Source organism: Campylobacter sp. US55 (assembly GCF_004378955.1).
Taxonomy (GTDB): Bacteria; Campylobacterota; Campylobacteria; order Campylobacterales; family Campylobacteraceae; genus Campylobacter_D; species Campylobacter_D jejuni.
This window is the reverse complement of the sequence record NZ_RYYF01000005.1, coordinates 11,233-26,870: the sequence shown is the minus strand read 5'-3', so window position 1 is coordinate 26,870 and position 15,638 is coordinate 11,233. Positions and strand designations below refer to the sequence as shown.

The window sequence follows — 15,638 nt, the reverse complement described above, 5'->3', positions numbered from 1 at the left end:
ATAATTCTTTTTTGAAAGGATAATCATGCAAAGACAAACATGGAGCAGCACACTAACTTATATTCTAACAGTTGCTGGAGCAACCATAGGGTTTGGAGCAACTTGGCGTTTTCCTTATCTTGTAGGAGAAAATGGTGGCGGTGCTTATGTATTAGTTTTTTGTATAGCTATGATTATCATAGGCATTCCTGTTATTTTAGTTGAAAATGTCATAGGCAGAAAAGCGATGACAAATAGCGTAGATGCTTTTAAACAAAAATGGCAAAGTATTGGATATATGGGACTTTTAGGAAGCTTTGGCATAATGGCTTACTACATGGTACTTGGAGGATGGGTTTTAGTTTATATTTGGGAATTAACCCTAGGGAATTTTAGCCTTGCCAATGTAGTAAGCAAAGAATTTACTCATCAGTTTTTTAACGACAAAATAGCCTTCAATCCTTTAGGAGTTGGTATTTTTACCACTGTTTTTGTAATTATTAATTATATTATTTTAAAAAGAGGCATTATAGATGGTATAGAAAAATCCGTAAAATTTTTAATGCCTTTATTATTTATCTGTCTTGTTATTGTTGTGGGACGCAATTTAACCCTTGATGGAGCTATGGCTGGAGTTAAATTTTATCTTGAACCTGATTTTAGTAAAATTTTATCACCAAAACTTTTAATCGATGTTTTAGGACAAGTCTTTTTTGCTTTATCCTTAGGTTTTGGGGTAATGATAACACTTTCATCTCATCTTAATAAAAATGAAAATATGGCAAAAACCGCTATTTATACAGGGGTTTTAAATACTATCATAGCTGTTTTGGCTGGTTTTATGATTTTTCCAGCACTTTTCTCAGCGGGACTTGCTCCAGATAGCGGGCCTTCTTTGGTTTTTGAAACTTTACCTATAGCATTTTCTCATATCCATTTTGGCACCATTGTGTGTATTTTATTTTTTGTCTTACTCTTGATTGCAGCTTTAACCACAAGCTTGCCAATTTATCAAGTTATTATTAGCGTATTAGAAGAAAAATTTAAATATTCTAAAAATCTTTCTATTAACCTAACTCTAGGGTTTATCTTCATACTTGGCAATCTTCCTTGTATTCTAACTTATGGGCCTTGGCGTGACATTGTTATCATAAAAGGAAAAAACATTTTTGATAGTTTTGATTTCATTAGTGGAAATATTTTGTTTGTTTTAACTGCATTTTTTTGCTGCATTTATGTAGGTTGGATTTTAGGCAAACAAGAAAGTCTAAAAGAACTTAGCAATAACAATACACTTAAAAGTTCATGGTTTGGAATTTGGTTTTATTATGTAAAATATATAGTACCTTTGATTATTTTAATCATTTTTATCTATGGAATTTTAAACTAATTTTTTAAATTTATATCTCTCTAACATAGTGGAATTTCCTAAAATTCCACCTTGATGTATATAAAGCAATGGTTTTTTCCACTCTTGTTTTAATGCTATACTTAATCCTAAAATATCATACAACAAATCAAATTCTATATTGCACTTTAACTTTAAATCCATATAAAGCTCATAAAATTCTTTATACGGTCTAGCAAAGTGATATTTTTTATCACTTGTTAAAAATTCTAAATTTGAAAAATCATAGCTTGGATCTAATGTTAAAATTTGTTTTTTAAGATATTTAATATCACCTACACAAGCGCAAGTAAATACTTTAAATTTAGAATACTTTGCCAAAAAAGCTGCCGAAGTGCCTGTACCCGAAGGTAAAAAAATATCAAAATCAAGCTTTAAACTTTGACTTTGCATTTGAATTTCTTGAGCAAGTTCCATATAGCCATATTGAGCTTCTAAATTAGCTATGCCTTGTTTTATAAAAATATCATCTTTTTTACACAAAGAAAAAGCAAATTGCTTTAAGGATAAAGAATGGATATTTTCTACAAAATCAACACCATTTTCTAAAGCTAAAGCATAGTTTCCACAAGGATTATTCTTAAGAAAAGTAGAAATTTTTTCACAAGCAAAAACAAGCTTATATGATCTTTGTTTAGCAAAAATACTTAATGCCGCCAAAGCATTACTTTGGCTTCCTCCATAACTTACAAAAGATTGATTTTTAGGATATCTTTGATGGATATAAAAAGCAAGTTTCCTAGCTTTATTTCCATTAATTTCTCCTAATAAATCATCTCTTTTAATATAAAATTCAAATCCGTTAAAATTGATTTTTTGTATAGGACTAATTGTTTTAATGAAATTCAAAGAATTTTTCTACATCCTTTAAAGCATTATCATTTTTAATGCTAAATTTTATTTCTATGCGACGACTCTTATCCTTATCTTCAACTCCGTTAACAAACACAGGATCTGAAAAAGAACGTCCACTTGCCATTAAAAGCTTTTGAAGCTTATCACCCTTATAAAAAGTATAGATAAAATTCATCACCTCATAAGCTCTTTTTTGCGACAAATCTAAATTATAAATATAAGATCCATCACTATCAGTATGTCCTTCAATAATGATATTTTCAATGTTAGAAAAAATTTTTGGATCTTCAAGAATAGCATCAAAATATTCGCTTAAGATTTTTCTCAAACTTGCCTTTGCCTCATTTTTTAACACATAAGAATCTTTATCAAAAAGTACTTCAGCAGGCAAAGAAATAGATCCTGTCTTTTCATCTATAGTGATATTATTATCAAGTTTGCTTTGCAATTCCTTGCTTAAATTTTCACGAATCAAACCAAGATTTTGTACCTTTTCTTTAGCTTTTTGAAAATCTTCTTGTAAATTTTTAAGCTCTTCATCTTTTTTCTCTAGTTGACCTAGTAAAATCAAAATTTGCTTATCTTTATTATCTAAAGTTGAGTTCAAATCTTTACTTAACTGCTTGTAATTTGTAATATTAGCCTCTAATTCTGCTTTTTGAGAATTAGCAAGATTTAAAGCACTAGAAGCATTGTTTAAATCAGAACTTAGTTTAAACACTATGGCTTCTTTATTTCTAAGCTCTTCTTTGCTCTCCTCTAAGCGCGCCTCTTGTTTATTGAGATTATCTTTGATTTCTTTTAAATCACTTTGAGTTAAAACATATTTTACAACAATAGCACCTATTAGCAAAATAAAAACAAACATCAATCCTGCCATTAAATCAGCATAAGCTATCCAAAAATTGCTATCTTCTTTTGACTCATTTTTCATTTATTTTCTTTATCTTCATTTTTTAACTCATCATTGCTTTCTTGCTTAGATATTTCTGCTTGAATTTCATCTTGATTTTCTTCAGTCTTAGACTCTGAAAAATCTTCTATTTGTTTGGTTTCATTTTCTTTATTCTGATTTTCACCCCCAGAAAGCTTGCTCATCATTTGACTTGTTTCTTCATCAAGTGCTTTCATTTCTTTTTTAAGCTCATCCATCATTTTGATTTTAGCATCGATACTTTTTTCTTCTTCGTATACTTCTTTAAATTTATGCATACCTTCAAACAAGCTTGCTTTAAATCCCTCAAAAACCTTTTCTTGACTTTCCAACATTGCTTTTTCATAAAGTTCAAAATTTTTACCAAAACGCTCTACTTTTTCATCGAATGCACTTAGCGTCTTATCAAGATGATGAATTTTATCACTACTGATATCGAGCAAGCGATTATATTGTTCTGACATTCTTGTATTGATTTCTTTTAAATTTTGATTGAGCAAACCTATACCATTTAACATTTCACTATAAAGCTTTCCAAGATCGCGTTGATCTCTTTGTGCTTTACTAAGCTCACCCATGGTTTGTTTGATGTGTTCACTACTTAATCTAATAGCCTTTTCTTCTACATTTAGCATATCTTGGAAAATACCAAATTTTCTATCAATAGCATGATCAAGCTCTGCAAAAAAATCATCATTACTAACTTGTTTAAAAATTGCTCCAATTTTTTCAAAATGTTGCAAACTCTCGGTTAAATATCTTTGATCAAGCTCTTCTTTTGTCCAAAAAAATCCACTTGTAGCGTTTTTTTGACGATTTAGTAAACGATCTATTTTACTTTTACCATATTTTTCAAAAAACATCCACCATAATGCAAGAAAAATTCCATAAATTGAAACATAAAAAGCAGTTCCTACTCCACTTAACAAATCTGCAATTTCTTGTTCTAAAGCGGCTGTATCACTAGAGCTAAAATTTGGCATTGAAAAAGCTATGCTGATAAAAGTCCCTAAAATTCCCATCATTGGAAAAATTGCCGAACCTATACTAGCAAAATTCTCATTTCTTGCACCTTTAATATATGTATAAGCAAAGTCATCAAAATTGGCATTTGATTTTGTGTCTTTACCTATGGCAAGAAAATGCCTCATAATATATCTTTTTAAAGCCTGTTTAAATTCATCTTTTTGTTGTTCAAAAATACTATACGCATACTCAGCACTATGTCTAGCAAAAATCAATGCTGTAAAAAAAATCACACCTGTCATAATAACCGTATGTAATTCAACCTTAAAGTCAATTACATTAAAATAACCCAATAAAATCAAAATATAAAGAAAAGCTGGAATAAAAATAATTTTAAAATAAACCAAAGAACCTCTTGCATCTTTGCCTTCAGGCAAAACAAGTTCTGAAATTTCATCTGATTTAATATCCATGAAACCAATACCTCATTAAAAATTTTATTTTAAAGATTGCTACTTAATTTGATAAAAATTTTTAAAACAAAATAAAACTAAGCCTTTAAAATGCTTAGTTTTTGTTTATACAGTTTAAATCTTCAAAAGCGACTTCAAGACGCTTTATCATGCTTTCTTCACCACTTCTTAACCAAACACGCGGATCATAGTATTTTTTATTTGGCTTGTCATCACCTTCTGGATTTCCAATTTGTCCTTGCAAATAAACCCTATTTTTAAGTTCATATTCACGCACCCCATCCCAAAAGGCCCACTGAGTATCTGTGTCAATATTCATCTTAATTACGCCATAACTTACTGCATCTTTAATATCTTTTAGCTCACTACCGCTACCGCCATGAAATACAAAATTTATAGGCTTATCGCTATTTAAAGCAAATTTATCTTTTACAAATTTTTGCGAATTTTTTAAAATTTCAGGTTGTAAACTAACATTTCCTGGCTTGTAAACTCCATGTACATTTCCAAAGCTTGCTGCGATTGAAAATTTATCACTAATTTTTCCAAGTCTTTCATATGCAAGTGCTACATCTTCTGGTTGGGTATAAAGCTTGGAATTATCAATACCTGTATTATCCACTCCATCTTCTTCGCCACCTGTACAACCTAGTTCTATTTCAAGCGCGACACCTAAAACATTAAGTTTTTGAAGATAAACTTCACAAGTGCTAAGATTTTCTTCTAAACTTTCTTCGCTAAGATCAAGCATATGAGAACTAAATAAAGCTTGTCCATGGGTTTTTTTATATTGTGCATTTGCCTCAATAAGCCCATCAATCCAAGGCAAAAGTTTTCTTGCAGCATGATCAGTGTGTAAAATCACAGGTACACCATAAGCTTTAGCAAGTAAATGCACATGTTTAGCCCCACTAATTGCACCTAAAACTTCTCCATTAGGACAATTTTTCCCTGCATAAAATTTTGCCCCGCCATTTGAAAACTGAATAATAACTGGAGAGTTAACTTTTTTTGCAGCTTCTAAAACTGCATTAATAGAATCAGTTCCTACAACATTAACAGCAGGGATAGCAAAACCTTCTGCTTTGGCATAATCATAAACTTTATTAAGCTCATCTCCGCTAATCACCCCTGCTTTTACAATGTCTAAAACACCCATTATTTATATTCCACTTTAGCACTATTTAAAAGATCTTGGCCTTTTTGATTGATAACTTTTTTAAATTCTTCAAATTTAAGTCCGTTTTCAATACCTTGTTTTACTTCATCAAATTTGATTTGACCTTTAGCCTGCGAATTTTCTTTTAAGATTACATGATAACCAAAATTCGTTTTTACCGGAGTTGTAGTAATAGTACCATTTTTAAGTGCGAAAGCAGCATCTGTAAAAGGCTTTACCATAGTTGATTGATCAAACCAACCAAGCTCACCACCTTGGTTTTTTGAACCTGGATCAATTGATTTCTCTTTAGCAAGCTCGCTAAATTTAGCATCTAGTTCTTTACCTTTTAAACCTTTAAGTTCGTTAATAATATCCTTAGCCTCCTTTTCTGTCGCTACTAAGATATGTTTTGCTTGCACTCTTGCAGGTTTTACATATTTGTCTTTATTTTGATCATAAAAAGCTTTAACTTTAGCCGCATCAATTTTAATAGTATTTAAAATTTTCTCTTGATAAACATTAACAAGTATTGCATCTTTTGCACGATCAAGTTCTTTTGTGTATAAAGGATCTTTTTCTAAATTTTGTTTTTTAGCATCTTGCAAAATTAAATCTTGCATAATATATTGCTGAATAAGAGCTTTTTTTTGATTATCTGGCAAAGTTTTAAAATCCTGTCCTCTAAGCATAGGGGCGAAAAATTCACTTACTTCTGTATCACTAATGCTCTTGCCATTAACGGTGGCTACCGTAGCTGCATTTACATTTAAAGCTACACCTGCAATCAAAGCTGCTGTGACTAAAGAAAATTTTTTCATTAGGTTTCCTTTTTAATAAAATGTATATAAAATCAATTATATCTAAACTTGGTTTAAAGCTAATTAACTAAAATTAAAAAATGAAAAGAAATTTAGAAATCAAAGAACTTTTTTTAAAACATTTTGACAAGCCTGTAACAGAGCTTAAATTTTCAAACCTATACGAGCTTTTAGTCTGTGTGATGCTTTCAGCCCAATGCACTGATAAAAGAGTCAATCTCATCACTCCTGATCTTTTTAAGGCTTATCCTGATATCAAATCCCTTGCAAATGCAAATTTATCAAGCCTTAAAACCTATATACAAACTTGTTCATTTTTTAATAATAAAGCACAAAATCTTATAAAAATGGCAAAAGCAGTTTGTGAAAATTTTAACGGAAAAATTCCCCTTGATGAACAAAATTTAAAATCATTAGCAGGCGTAGGACAAAAAACCGCTCATGTAGTTTTAATAGAATGGTGCGGAGCAAATTTCATGGCTGTAGATACTCATGTTTTTAGAGTTTCTCACCGCTTAGGACTTAGCAAAGCAAAAACTCCAGAAGCTACGGAAGAAGATTTAACAGGCATATTTAAAGACAATCTTAACTATCTTCATCAAGCCATGGTTCTTTTTGGACGTTATACCTGTAAAGCTAAAAAACCTTTATGTAAAGAATGTTTTTTAAATCATCTTTGCAAAAGTAAAGATAAGGAACTTAAATGAAAATTTTCATCTTTTCACTAGCTATATCTCTTAATATTTTTGCCTTAGAACCTTACAAGCCTAGTGCTAATTTTTCTTCTTATTTTAACAATATAAACTGTTCGCAAATCTTAGATAAGTTTTTTTATCTAAATTGCTATGATTATAAACTCAAAGGTACAAAAGCCGTTGCTTATAAAATAGAAGCTTCAAATTTGAAAGATAAGCAAATTAAAAAACGGCCGCGCTTTGAAGATGATACAAATATTCCTAAAAAATACCGCACTACTTGGAGTGATTATAAAAACAGCGGCTACACGCGAGGACACACTGCACCCAATGCTTCTTTTAGCTTTAGTAAAGCTGCTCAAAATTCAGTATTTTTAATGAGCAATATTACCCCACAAATTGCTCAAATAAATAATAAAATTTGGAGTGAAATCGAACAAAGAGAAAGAAGTTTAGCTTTAAAATTTCAAAGTATCGAAGTTTTAAATTTAGTACTTTACGATAAAGAACCACAATACATTAAAAACCGTATTGCTATACCAAGTTTTTATGTAAAAATTATTAAAACTCCGAAATTTAAAGAATGTTATCAAGTACCAAACCATGAAGTAAATGATGAAAATATTAAACAGTATCAAATAAATTGTGATAAATTTTAAGGTATAAATTATGGAGATAAATGCTCTTACGATAACCACTCTTTATATCATAGGTATTTCCGCAGAAGGAATGACAGGGGCTTTAGCTGCAGGACGCCATAAAATGGATCTTTTTGGAGTTATTTTTATTGCTCTCGTAACAGCAATTGGAGGTGGAAGCATACGAGATGTGCTTTTAGGACATTATCCTTTAACTTGGGTTAAACATCCTGAATATATTATTTTAATCTGTTTTTGCGCCCTTGTAGCCACAAAAATTCCACGCGTAGTAACCAAACTTGAAACTTTATTTCTAACTCTTGATGCTATAGGACTTGTTGTTTTTAGTATACTTGGAGCTCAAATAGCTATAGATCAAAACCATGGGTTTATCATAGCCGTTGCTGCTGCTGTAATTACCGGTGTTTTTGGTGGAATTTTAAGAGATATTTTATGTATGAGAATCCCCTTGGTGTTTCAAAAAGAAATTTATGCAGGAATTGCCATAATTGCAGGAGCAATCTATTATTCTCTAATAATTTGGCTTGAGCTTAATGCCCTAGTTTGCACACTTTTAACTCTTTTTATAGGAGTTTTTGCAAGGCTTTTAGCTATCAAATATCAATGGTCTTTACCTATTTTTTCTTACAATGAAGAAAAATAATTTATCGTTGCTTTATACAAGTTTGCTAAGATGTTAAAAATTTTAGGAGATTGATAAATGCGAAGAATAAGTATTTTACTTACGATTTTAATAGTTATCAATATAACAGCTTGCGATAACAAAACAGAAAATTACTACAAAAATCATCTTAGAGAAGCAAAAGAAAAAGCGAAAGAATGCAAAGAAAGCGGAACTATTAGCGAAGATTGTATTAATGCATTAAAAGTTGGTATTAAGCCAACAAATGAAGAGAGTAAATACAGTCCGAACATACCAAAAAAATCTGATAATCAAATATTAGAAACTTTAAAACAAAATGATTTAGAAAAAGAAAAAACCACAAAAGATATTAACCAAAGTTCAGAAAATAATAAAAGTATTATAATACCACCTATAACAGAAACACCTTCTGAAATTTATCCTTCCAAAACAACAGAAAACAATCAAAGTTCTATCTTTAGCGATGATATCAATATAACACAGGAAAAATTACCATGAAAATAACTCTTTTTTTAAGCCTTATTGGTATATTTTTTGCAGCATGCGAACAAACCAAAAGTGTAGAATATTATCAAAATCATCCTGAAGAAGCAAAAAAAAGAAGTTTAGAATGCAGACACAAAGCTATCATCAGTCAAGATTGTGTTAATGCATATAAGGTAGGTTTTCCAAAAGATGAATGGGAAGATGAAAATATTTCTAATCCTTAAAAGCTATGAAAGTTTCAAAATTCGCCCATTTAAAAATACTTTCTATTTTCTTAAAACCTGCCTTTTCTAGCATATTTAAATTTTCTTTTTGACTATAAGGAATTAAAACATTTTCTAAAGCTTCTCTTTTAGTTGCAATTTCAAACTTAGAATAGCCTTGTTTTTCTTTATAATCAGCATAAAGTTCTATGATATTTTTAGACAAAAAAGCATCTTCATAAAGGATTTTTTCACTCATAATCAAAATGCCTTTAGAGTTTAAATTTTTATAAATTTTATCAAGCAATTCTTGTCTTTTAGGAGGGCGAATAAACTGCATGGTATAATTTGCCACAAAAACATCGCAAACAAAAAAATCAAACTCACATAAATTAGCTTCAAAAAAACTTATATCAAGTCCATAAGCTTTAGTTTTTGACTTTGCAACTTCAAGCATAGAAGCAGAATTATCCACGCCAAAAAGTTTAAAATCCTTTCTTAGATTTGCCAAAAAAATCAAAAAATTAACACTTGAGCAGCCTAAATCACAAACACTTGCACTTGTAGGTAAAATTTTAGCCAATAAATTAGCACAAAGTTCTAAATTTTCTCTATAAAATGGTACAGAACGATTGATCATATCATCAAAAACACTAGCCACGCTTTTATCAAATTCAAATTGTTTTTTAGGGCTTTGTTTAAAAAGTTCATCTTTCATCATTTTTCCTTAATAATTCTCTAGCTTGTTCTATGTCTTTGGTAATTTGATTTTTAAGTTTTTTTAGATCCTGAAATTTTTGATTCTCTCTTAGAAAAAATATAAACTCGAGTTCAAAAAACTCCCCTTGTGTGAAATTTTCACCCAATTCTTCTAAAATATGACTTTCTATAGCAAAATTTTCATCGCTTGATCTTACACCTAAAAAACTCACACTTTTATAAATATTTTTTTGGCTTTTTAACAAAGTAGCATAAACACCATTTTGAGGCAAAAAATAGCCTTTACAATCTAAATTTATAGTCGCAAAAAGTTCCTTAGAACCCAAACCTTGTCCTTTAATCATCTTCCCTTTGATGCTATAATCTCTTCCTAAAAATTCTTTTGCTTTTTGCAAATTTGCTTTTGATAAAAAATCCTTAATTAAACTTGCATGAACACCTATTCCACCTATGCTAAATTCATCAACTATTATAGTTTTTATCCCACTTAAAGACTCAATATCTTTAGCACTATAAGCCCTATTTTTCCCAAAAGAAAAATCATATCCCACTACTATAAATTTTAAATTGACAAATTCTTTTTTCAAAAAACTTAAAAAATCTTTACCATCTAAAGATTTTATACTTTCAAAATCCACTTCTATAACTTTTTTTCCTGAAATTTCTTCTTTTTGACGATTTGAGCAAAGAAATTGACCCTTAAATTTATTAATAACTAATAAAGCCCCATTCTCATCTAAACATTTTACAAGTTTTAGATGTCCTAAATGCACGCCATCAAAACAACCTATAGCCAAAGAGGTAATATTAATTTTTGATATAGTAGTAAAAATATTCAATATTGCCTTCCTTTCCTTTAATGCTTGATTTTTGCGTATTTTTTAAAAGCCAACCTAACTTAGCACATGCTTTTTCAAAATCCATTCTTGTTTTTAAGATTGCCTTGTCATCTTTTAAAACACCCTTTTTATCTCTTTTGATATTTTTTCCCACTTCAAACTGAGGTTTAAAAAGTAAAATAATTTCCTTTAAAGCCAAATTATCGATATAATAAAGTAAATTAATAAGAGAAATAAAACTCACATCACAAGTAATAAGTTCAAATTTTTCTTCACTTTTAAAGGCTCTAAGATCTGTATTTTCATATAAAATAATTTTTTCATTTACTCTTAAACTTGGATGGAGTTGATTACTACCCACATCAAGAGCAGTGATTTTTAAAGCCTGATTTTCAAGTAAAATTTGCACAAAACCGCCCGTGCTAGATCCTATATCAAGACAATTTTTATGTTTTATTTCAATATTATTTTCTTCTAAAAAATTTTTTAATTTCAAAGCTGCTCTTGAAACATAAATTTCACTTAAAAGATCCAATTTTAACTCATTGGTTAAAAGTATATCTTCAGGATTTAAATCTTGCGTTTTTTTTAAATTTTCTAAAAAATTTTTCACATCAAAAGAAGCTTTAAAACTTTTACCATTAAGCAAAACCTCTTCATTTTCTATAAGCTCTAAGGCTTTATTTCTACTGATATTTAAACGCTTTGAAACAAAAAAATCAAATCTCATTTTAAACTCTCATTTATTCTTTTTTCTAAGTCTTCTTTTTCTTTAGAAAACCACCAAATGCCTATTTCAAAAGCATTTTTTTTAAAAATTTCTCTAAGATCTTTAAGATCTTTTTCAAAAAGATCTTTTTCTTTTTGAATTAAACTTAAATTATGATCTTTTAAAAAATCAAAATTATTCATCCATAAAAGTATTTGTTCTTGTTCGGATTTTAAGGCATTATTTCTTTGCTCTTTTAAAAAATAACTTCCTAAAACCATGATAAAACACAAAAATAAAACAATTATTTTTATCTTTATTTTCAAAACAAAATTAAAAACAAAAGCTAAAAGAGAACAAAACATAAAAAAATTAAAAAAATCAAAAATAAAATTTAAAACCCTAAATCCCAAATATCCAAAATAAGAAAAAATAAAAAATTTTAAATTTGAAACAAAATACAATAATTCAGATAAAAAATCAAAATAAACAAAAGAAGAACTTTTATAAGCGATGATTTTCCTAGAAAAAAGTTCTAAATTTAAAAGTTCATTGTAAGTAAAAAAAAGCCCATAAAATGCATAAAATAAAGCAGTAAAAAAACTAGCGATAACAACTATTCTAAAATCATTATAAGCATTATCTACAAATTGCAAATGTAATTCTTTTTTTAAAAATATCATCAATAAAGGCAAAATTATAAATATAAAAACAAAATCAATTTTTTCAAGATTTAAAAAATTTAAAAATAAAGAAATAAGTCCAAAAATCGCCAAGAAAAAACTAAAAATATAAAGATAAAAATCCCCCATACTAATACGATAAAACAAACTTCCCTTAATCAAAGTAGCTTCTTTTATAATATTTTTTCTAAGCTTTAAAAATAAAAAGAATTCCCAAAAAAGTGTTAAAAAAATAGGAATTAAAAAAAATAAAGAAAAAGCACTCCTTTGCCAAGTTAGCAAAAAGCCAAAAAGGCTTAAAAGCGTTAAAATATAAGAACTATTCTTTAACAAGCTCATTAAAAGCACTTTCATCTATACATTTTACTTCAAGCTCTTTAGCCTTACTAAGCTTAGAACCTGCCTCTTCTCCAAAAAGCACATAGTCAGTCTTTTTAGAAACTGAGCCGCTTACCTTACCCCCAAGCTTTTCTATCAAAGCCTTAAACTCATCTCTTGGGCGTGAAAGAGTGCCTGTAATTACAAAAGTTTTACCAAAAATCACACCATCGCTTTTGATTTCAAGTTTTTCTATTTTCAAATTTAAAAGCTTGTAAAACTCATCAATTCTTGTACGATTAACACGCGTAAATTCGCAAAGACTTAAAGCCATTTGCTCTCCAAAACCTTCTAAATTGGCATAAGCTTCAAAGCTTTGCTTGTGCCACTCTTTACCAAAACTTAAACTTAATTTTTTAGCCGCAACCTCGCCAATATGCTCTATTCCTAAAGCTGTGATAAAACGAAAAAGCTCACATTCTCTTGCTTGTTCTATGGCATTTAAAAGATTGTTAATTTTCTTTTCCTTAAAGCCTTCCAAACCTTCAAAATCACTAAATTTTAAATGAAAAATACTCTCAAGTGTAGTGATTTTTTTGTGCTTGTATAAAAGCTCTACTATATTTTCTCCCAGTCCGTCGATATTAAGACATTTTTTAGAAACAAAATGAATGATAGAATTTACAAGTCTATCTTCACAGTCTATATTTTGACATTTTATTAAAGTTCCTTCATCTAAAAGCTCACTTTGGCAAGTAGGACAAAGCTTAGGGCGTGAAATTTCCATCTCTAAACCTTCTCTACGATCTTTAAAAACCTTAGTGATTTTAGGGATAACATCGCCACTTCTTATCACGCTTACAAAATCATTGATTTTAACATCAAGTCTTGCAATCTCATCAAAATTATGGAGTGTGGCTGATTTTACTACAACCCCATCTAAATTTACAGGTTCTAAAACCGCCACAGGAGTGATCACTCCACTTCTTCCCACTTGTAAATTTACACCTATTAAACGCGTGGTTTTTTCAAGTGCAGGAAATTTAAAAGCTGCCATAAATTTTGGAAATTTTACTGTATAGCCTAATTCTTCACAAAGTGCAAGATCATCAACCCTTACCACCATACCATCCATCATCATAGGCTTTTTTTCTCTTAAAGCTAAAAGCTCATCATAAGCTTTTAAAACCTCGTCTAAATTAACACAAAGTCTTACAAAATCATCTTTTAAAAAACCGAGCTCTCTGATAAATTGCATCACCTCGCTATGTTTGGTAAAATTTAAGGTATTTTCCCCTACTCCCCAAGGATAAAATTTCAAATTCCTTTCTTTGGTGATGCTTGTATCAAGCTGCCTTAAACTCCCACTTGCAGCATTGCGTGGATTGGCAAATAAACTTTGATTTAAAAGGGCTCTTTTTTCGTTGATTTTCTCAAAATCATCTTTTAAAATCACCACTTCTCCACGAATTTCTATCCTTTCTTTATAGGCTATATTTTTAGGTATATTTTCTATCTCAAAAACATTAAGCGTTATATCCTCACCCACTTCGCCATCGCCCCTAGTGGCACCGCTTACTAATTTACCATTTTCATAAAGCAAATTTAAACTCGCTCCATCAAATTTAGGCTCTATAAAAAAGTTTTTTTCACATTTTGCGCGTTTTGCCCAAGCCCTAAGCTCACTCTCATCAAACACATCTTCCATCGACCACATACGCTTTAAATGAGCTATTTTTTTAAACTCGCTTTGTATAGTAGGAGCTATTTTTTGCGTTGGAGAGTCTTTTGAAATTTCATCTTTATTTTGTTCTTCAAAAGCTCTTAATTCTCTGATTAAAGCATCGTATTCTTCATCGCTAGCCAAGGGTTCATCTTTTTCATAATATGCCCTCATCCACAAATTGGCTAAAGCAACTTTTTCTAAATACTCTTCTTTTTTCATCTAAACTCCTATATTATCCATTGCCTGCGCTAAAGCAAAAAGTTGTTTGTGCTCATATAAATCATGCACTCTTATAATACTAGCACCATTTTCAAAAGCCTTTAAATGCAAATACAAAGTTCCTGCTAAACGATCTTTAATCTCGCTTTGAAAATACGCATTAATCACACTTTTGCGACTCGCACCTATAAGCAAAGGCTTGTTAAATTGCAAAAAATGCTCTAAGTGTTTGATTAAAATCATATTATGCCCCGCACTCTTTCCAAAACCAATACCTACATCTAAAATACTTTCTTTTACTCCAAAACTTTCTAAAAGTTCAAGTTTTTCTTTAAAAAATAAAGTCATCTCATCAAGTAAATCTTCATAAAAAGGATTATCTTGCATGTTATTTGGATTGTTTTGCATGTGCATTAAGCAATATTTTGCCTCATATTTACTTGCAAGTTTGGCTAGATTAAGATTTCTTAAACTTGTAATATCATTAATGAGTTTAAAACCCTTATTTAAAGCATATTCTAGACAATATTCATCAAAACTATCTAAACTAAAAATCGCTTTTTCATGATAATTTTTCTCATAAATTAAGTCAAGTATTTTTTTCAGTCTTTTAAATTCCTCTTCCTTACCACAATACTCACTCCCAGGTCTTGAACTTACCGCACCTATATCGATATATTCAGGCTTTAAAGCAAGAAAGTCATTAAGCCTTTTTTCAAAGTCTTCTTCGCTCACACGACTTTTTGCATTAAAACTGTCTTCATTGACATTAATCACTACCATAAGCTCAGCTTTTTTTGGTTTTAAAAAATCTTTTTGCAAAAAAAGAGCCAAATTTTTAAGTCCAAAATCTTGAAGCTTTTCTTTAGCAATAAGCTTTTGAATTTGTTCTTTACTTGCCATTAAAAGTGCATTTGAATGAGTGATTTTTGCAGTAATTACTTCTTTATGAGTAATAAGTTCAGCTCCTACTCTTAAAGCATCTTGTTTTAAAATATTTGCTGCAGGAGTGGAAATATCTTTGATAAAAATAAAATGAATTTTTGTTTTTTCACTCATAATCTTTTGTCCCATTTTATGGGGATTTATGAAAGAACAAAGCAAATTAAAATCGGTATTTGGATTGATTTTAAAAAATTTCAT

17 protein-coding genes are annotated in these 15,638 nt (G+C 29.7%); 6 read left to right on the top strand and 11 right to left on the bottom strand.

Annotation, left to right across the window (positions count from 1 at the left end):
• Positions 1 to 25 precede the first annotated feature (25 nt).
• On the top strand, positions 26 to 1,369 hold the full coding sequence (locus ELQ07_RS04455; RefSeq protein WP_070316927.1) for a sodium-dependent transporter: 1,344 nt from the start codon (positions 26 to 28) through the stop codon (positions 1,367 to 1,369).
• Here the strand turns inward: ELQ07_RS04455 and ELQ07_RS04450 are convergent.
• The 5 genes from ELQ07_RS04450 to peb4 all read right to left on the bottom strand — a co-directional run bounded on the left by ELQ07_RS04450 (position 1,361) and on the right by peb4 (position 6,595).
• Positions 1,361 to 2,236 carry a 1-aminocyclopropane-1-carboxylate deaminase/D-cysteine desulfhydrase gene (locus ELQ07_RS04450; protein ID WP_070316926.1) on the bottom strand — a complete coding sequence of 292 codons (876 nt, stop codon included), beginning with the start codon at positions 2,234 to 2,236 and terminating at the stop codon, positions 1,361 to 1,363. The genes ELQ07_RS04455 and ELQ07_RS04450 overlap by 9 nt on opposite strands.
• Positions 2,223 to 3,176, bottom strand: a complete 954-nt coding sequence (locus ELQ07_RS04445) for an OmpA family protein (RefSeq protein WP_070316925.1) — start codon at positions 3,174 to 3,176, stop codon at positions 2,223 to 2,225. Before ELQ07_RS04445 ends, ELQ07_RS04450 begins: the two co-directional genes overlap by 14 nt.
• Complete coding sequence (locus ELQ07_RS04440) at positions 3,173 to 4,615, bottom strand: MotA/TolQ/ExbB proton channel family protein (RefSeq protein ID WP_070316924.1); 1,443 nt, start codon at positions 4,613 to 4,615, stop codon at positions 3,173 to 3,175. The genes ELQ07_RS04445 and ELQ07_RS04440 overlap by 4 nt, the downstream gene beginning before the upstream one ends.
• Before the next feature lie 94 nt (positions 4,616 to 4,709).
• Positions 4,710 to 5,774, bottom strand: coding sequence for a class II fructose-bisphosphate aldolase (fbaA, locus tag ELQ07_RS04435; RefSeq protein WP_070316923.1), 1,065 nt, complete (start codon positions 5,772 to 5,774; stop codon positions 4,710 to 4,712).
• The gene (gene peb4, locus ELQ07_RS04430) at positions 5,774 to 6,595 is read right to left on the bottom strand and encodes a peptidylprolyl isomerase PEB4 (RefSeq protein WP_070316922.1); all 822 of its coding nucleotides are present in this window, start codon (positions 6,593 to 6,595) and stop codon (positions 5,774 to 5,776) included. Before peb4 ends, fbaA begins: the two co-directional genes overlap by 1 nt.
• An 80-nt stretch (positions 6,596 to 6,675) precedes the next feature.
• On the opposite strand from peb4, the gene nth reads away from it, so the two are divergent.
• From nth to ELQ07_RS04405, 5 genes are read left to right on the top strand one after another with little or no spacing between them, the layout of a single operon-like run.
• A complete protein-coding gene (gene nth / locus ELQ07_RS04425; protein WP_070316921.1) occupies positions 6,676 to 7,302 on the top strand; it encodes an endonuclease III in 627 nt (208 codons plus the stop codon).
• Positions 7,299 to 7,949, top strand: a complete 651-nt coding sequence (locus ELQ07_RS04420; RefSeq protein WP_070316920.1) for a DNA/RNA non-specific endonuclease — start codon at positions 7,299 to 7,301, stop codon at positions 7,947 to 7,949. The genes nth and ELQ07_RS04420 overlap by 4 nt, the downstream gene beginning before the upstream one ends.
• 10 nt (positions 7,950 to 7,959) lie before the next feature.
• Positions 7,960 to 8,592: a trimeric intracellular cation channel family protein gene (locus ELQ07_RS04415; RefSeq protein ID WP_002852232.1), complete on the top strand. Its 633-nt coding sequence runs from the start codon at positions 7,960 to 7,962 to the stop codon at positions 8,590 to 8,592.
• A gap of 57 nt (positions 8,593 to 8,649) precedes the next feature.
• A complete protein-coding gene (locus ELQ07_RS04410; RefSeq protein ID WP_096703010.1) occupies positions 8,650 to 9,090 on the top strand; it encodes an EexN family lipoprotein in 441 nt (146 codons plus the stop codon).
• The gene (locus tag ELQ07_RS04405) at positions 9,081 to 9,302 is read left to right on the top strand and encodes an EexN family lipoprotein (protein ID WP_079005306.1); all 222 of its coding nucleotides are present in this window, start codon (positions 9,081 to 9,083) and stop codon (positions 9,300 to 9,302) included. Before ELQ07_RS04410 ends, ELQ07_RS04405 begins: the two co-directional genes overlap by 10 nt.
• Here ELQ07_RS04405 and cmoA read toward each other — a convergent pair.
• The 6 genes from cmoA to folP are packed head-to-tail and all read right to left on the bottom strand — an operon-like array spanning position 9,292 to position 15,638.
• Entirely contained in the window at positions 9,292 to 10,002 is a 711-nt protein-coding gene (gene cmoA, locus ELQ07_RS04400) for a carboxy-S-adenosyl-L-methionine synthase CmoA (RefSeq protein WP_079862136.1), read from the bottom strand. The genes ELQ07_RS04405 and cmoA overlap by 11 nt on opposite strands.
• Positions 9,989 to 10,843, bottom strand: coding sequence for a bifunctional riboflavin kinase/FAD synthetase (locus ELQ07_RS04395; RefSeq protein WP_079862135.1), 855 nt, complete (start codon positions 10,841 to 10,843; stop codon positions 9,989 to 9,991). The genes cmoA and ELQ07_RS04395 overlap by 14 nt, the downstream gene beginning before the upstream one ends.
• Positions 10,809 to 11,570, bottom strand: coding sequence for a TlyA family RNA methyltransferase (locus ELQ07_RS04390; RefSeq protein ID WP_070316916.1), 762 nt, complete (start codon positions 11,568 to 11,570; stop codon positions 10,809 to 10,811). The genes ELQ07_RS04395 and ELQ07_RS04390 overlap by 35 nt, the downstream gene beginning before the upstream one ends.
• Positions 11,567 to 12,571 (bottom strand): hypothetical protein, encoded by a 1,005-nt coding sequence (locus ELQ07_RS04385; protein WP_079862141.1) that lies wholly within the window; start codon positions 12,569 to 12,571, stop codon positions 11,567 to 11,569. The genes ELQ07_RS04390 and ELQ07_RS04385 overlap by 4 nt, the downstream gene beginning before the upstream one ends.
• Complete coding sequence (gene ligA, locus ELQ07_RS04380) at positions 12,552 to 14,495, bottom strand: NAD-dependent DNA ligase LigA (protein WP_096703012.1); 1,944 nt, start codon at positions 14,493 to 14,495, stop codon at positions 12,552 to 12,554. Before ligA ends, ELQ07_RS04385 begins: the two co-directional genes overlap by 20 nt.
• A complete protein-coding gene (gene folP / locus ELQ07_RS04375) occupies positions 14,496 to 15,638 on the bottom strand; it encodes a dihydropteroate synthase (RefSeq protein ID WP_096703014.1) in 1,143 nt (380 codons plus the stop codon). It abuts the gene before it with no gap.

What these genes read in the sequence shown, in the direction of transcription:
- ELQ07_RS04440 (WP_070316924.1), bottom strand. Translation starts at nt 4,615, where the DNA reads ATGGATATTAAATCAGATGAAATTTCAGAACTTGTTTTGCCTGAAGGC.
- ELQ07_RS04445 (WP_070316925.1), bottom strand. Translation starts at nt 3,176, where the DNA reads ATGAAAAATGAGTCAAAAGAAGATAGCAATTTTTGGATAGCTTATGCT.
- cmoA (WP_079862136.1), bottom strand. Translation starts at nt 10,002, where the DNA reads ATGATGAAAGATGAACTTTTTAAACAAAGCCCTAAAAAACAATTTGAA.
- ELQ07_RS04415 (WP_002852232.1), top strand. Translation starts at nt 7,960, where the DNA reads ATGGAGATAAATGCTCTTACGATAACCACTCTTTATATCATAGGTATT.
- ELQ07_RS04455 (WP_070316927.1), top strand. Translation starts at nt 26, where the DNA reads ATGCAAAGACAAACATGGAGCAGCACACTAACTTATATTCTAACAGTT.
- folP (WP_096703014.1), bottom strand. Translation starts at nt 15,638, where the DNA reads ATGAAATTTTTTAAAATCAATCCAAATACCGATTTTAATTTGCTTTGT.
- ELQ07_RS04390 (WP_070316916.1), bottom strand. Translation starts at nt 11,570, where the DNA reads ATGAGATTTGATTTTTTTGTTTCAAAGCGTTTAAATATCAGTAGAAAT.
- ligA (WP_096703012.1), bottom strand. Translation starts at nt 14,495, where the DNA reads ATGAAAAAAGAAGAGTATTTAGAAAAAGTTGCTTTAGCCAATTTGTGG.
- ELQ07_RS04410 (WP_096703010.1), top strand. Translation starts at nt 8,650, where the DNA reads ATGCGAAGAATAAGTATTTTACTTACGATTTTAATAGTTATCAATATA.
- ELQ07_RS04385 (WP_079862141.1), bottom strand. Translation starts at nt 12,571, where the DNA reads ATGAGCTTGTTAAAGAATAGTTCTTATATTTTAACGCTTTTAAGCCTT.
- peb4 (WP_070316922.1), bottom strand. Translation starts at nt 6,595, where the DNA reads ATGAAAAAATTTTCTTTAGTCACAGCAGCTTTGATTGCAGGTGTAGCT.
- nth (WP_070316921.1), top strand. Translation starts at nt 6,676, where the DNA reads ATGAAAAGAAATTTAGAAATCAAAGAACTTTTTTTAAAACATTTTGAC.
- ELQ07_RS04420 (WP_070316920.1), top strand. Translation starts at nt 7,299, where the DNA reads ATGAAAATTTTCATCTTTTCACTAGCTATATCTCTTAATATTTTTGCC.
- fbaA (WP_070316923.1), bottom strand. Translation starts at nt 5,774, where the DNA reads ATGGGTGTTTTAGACATTGTAAAAGCAGGGGTGATTAGCGGAGATGAG.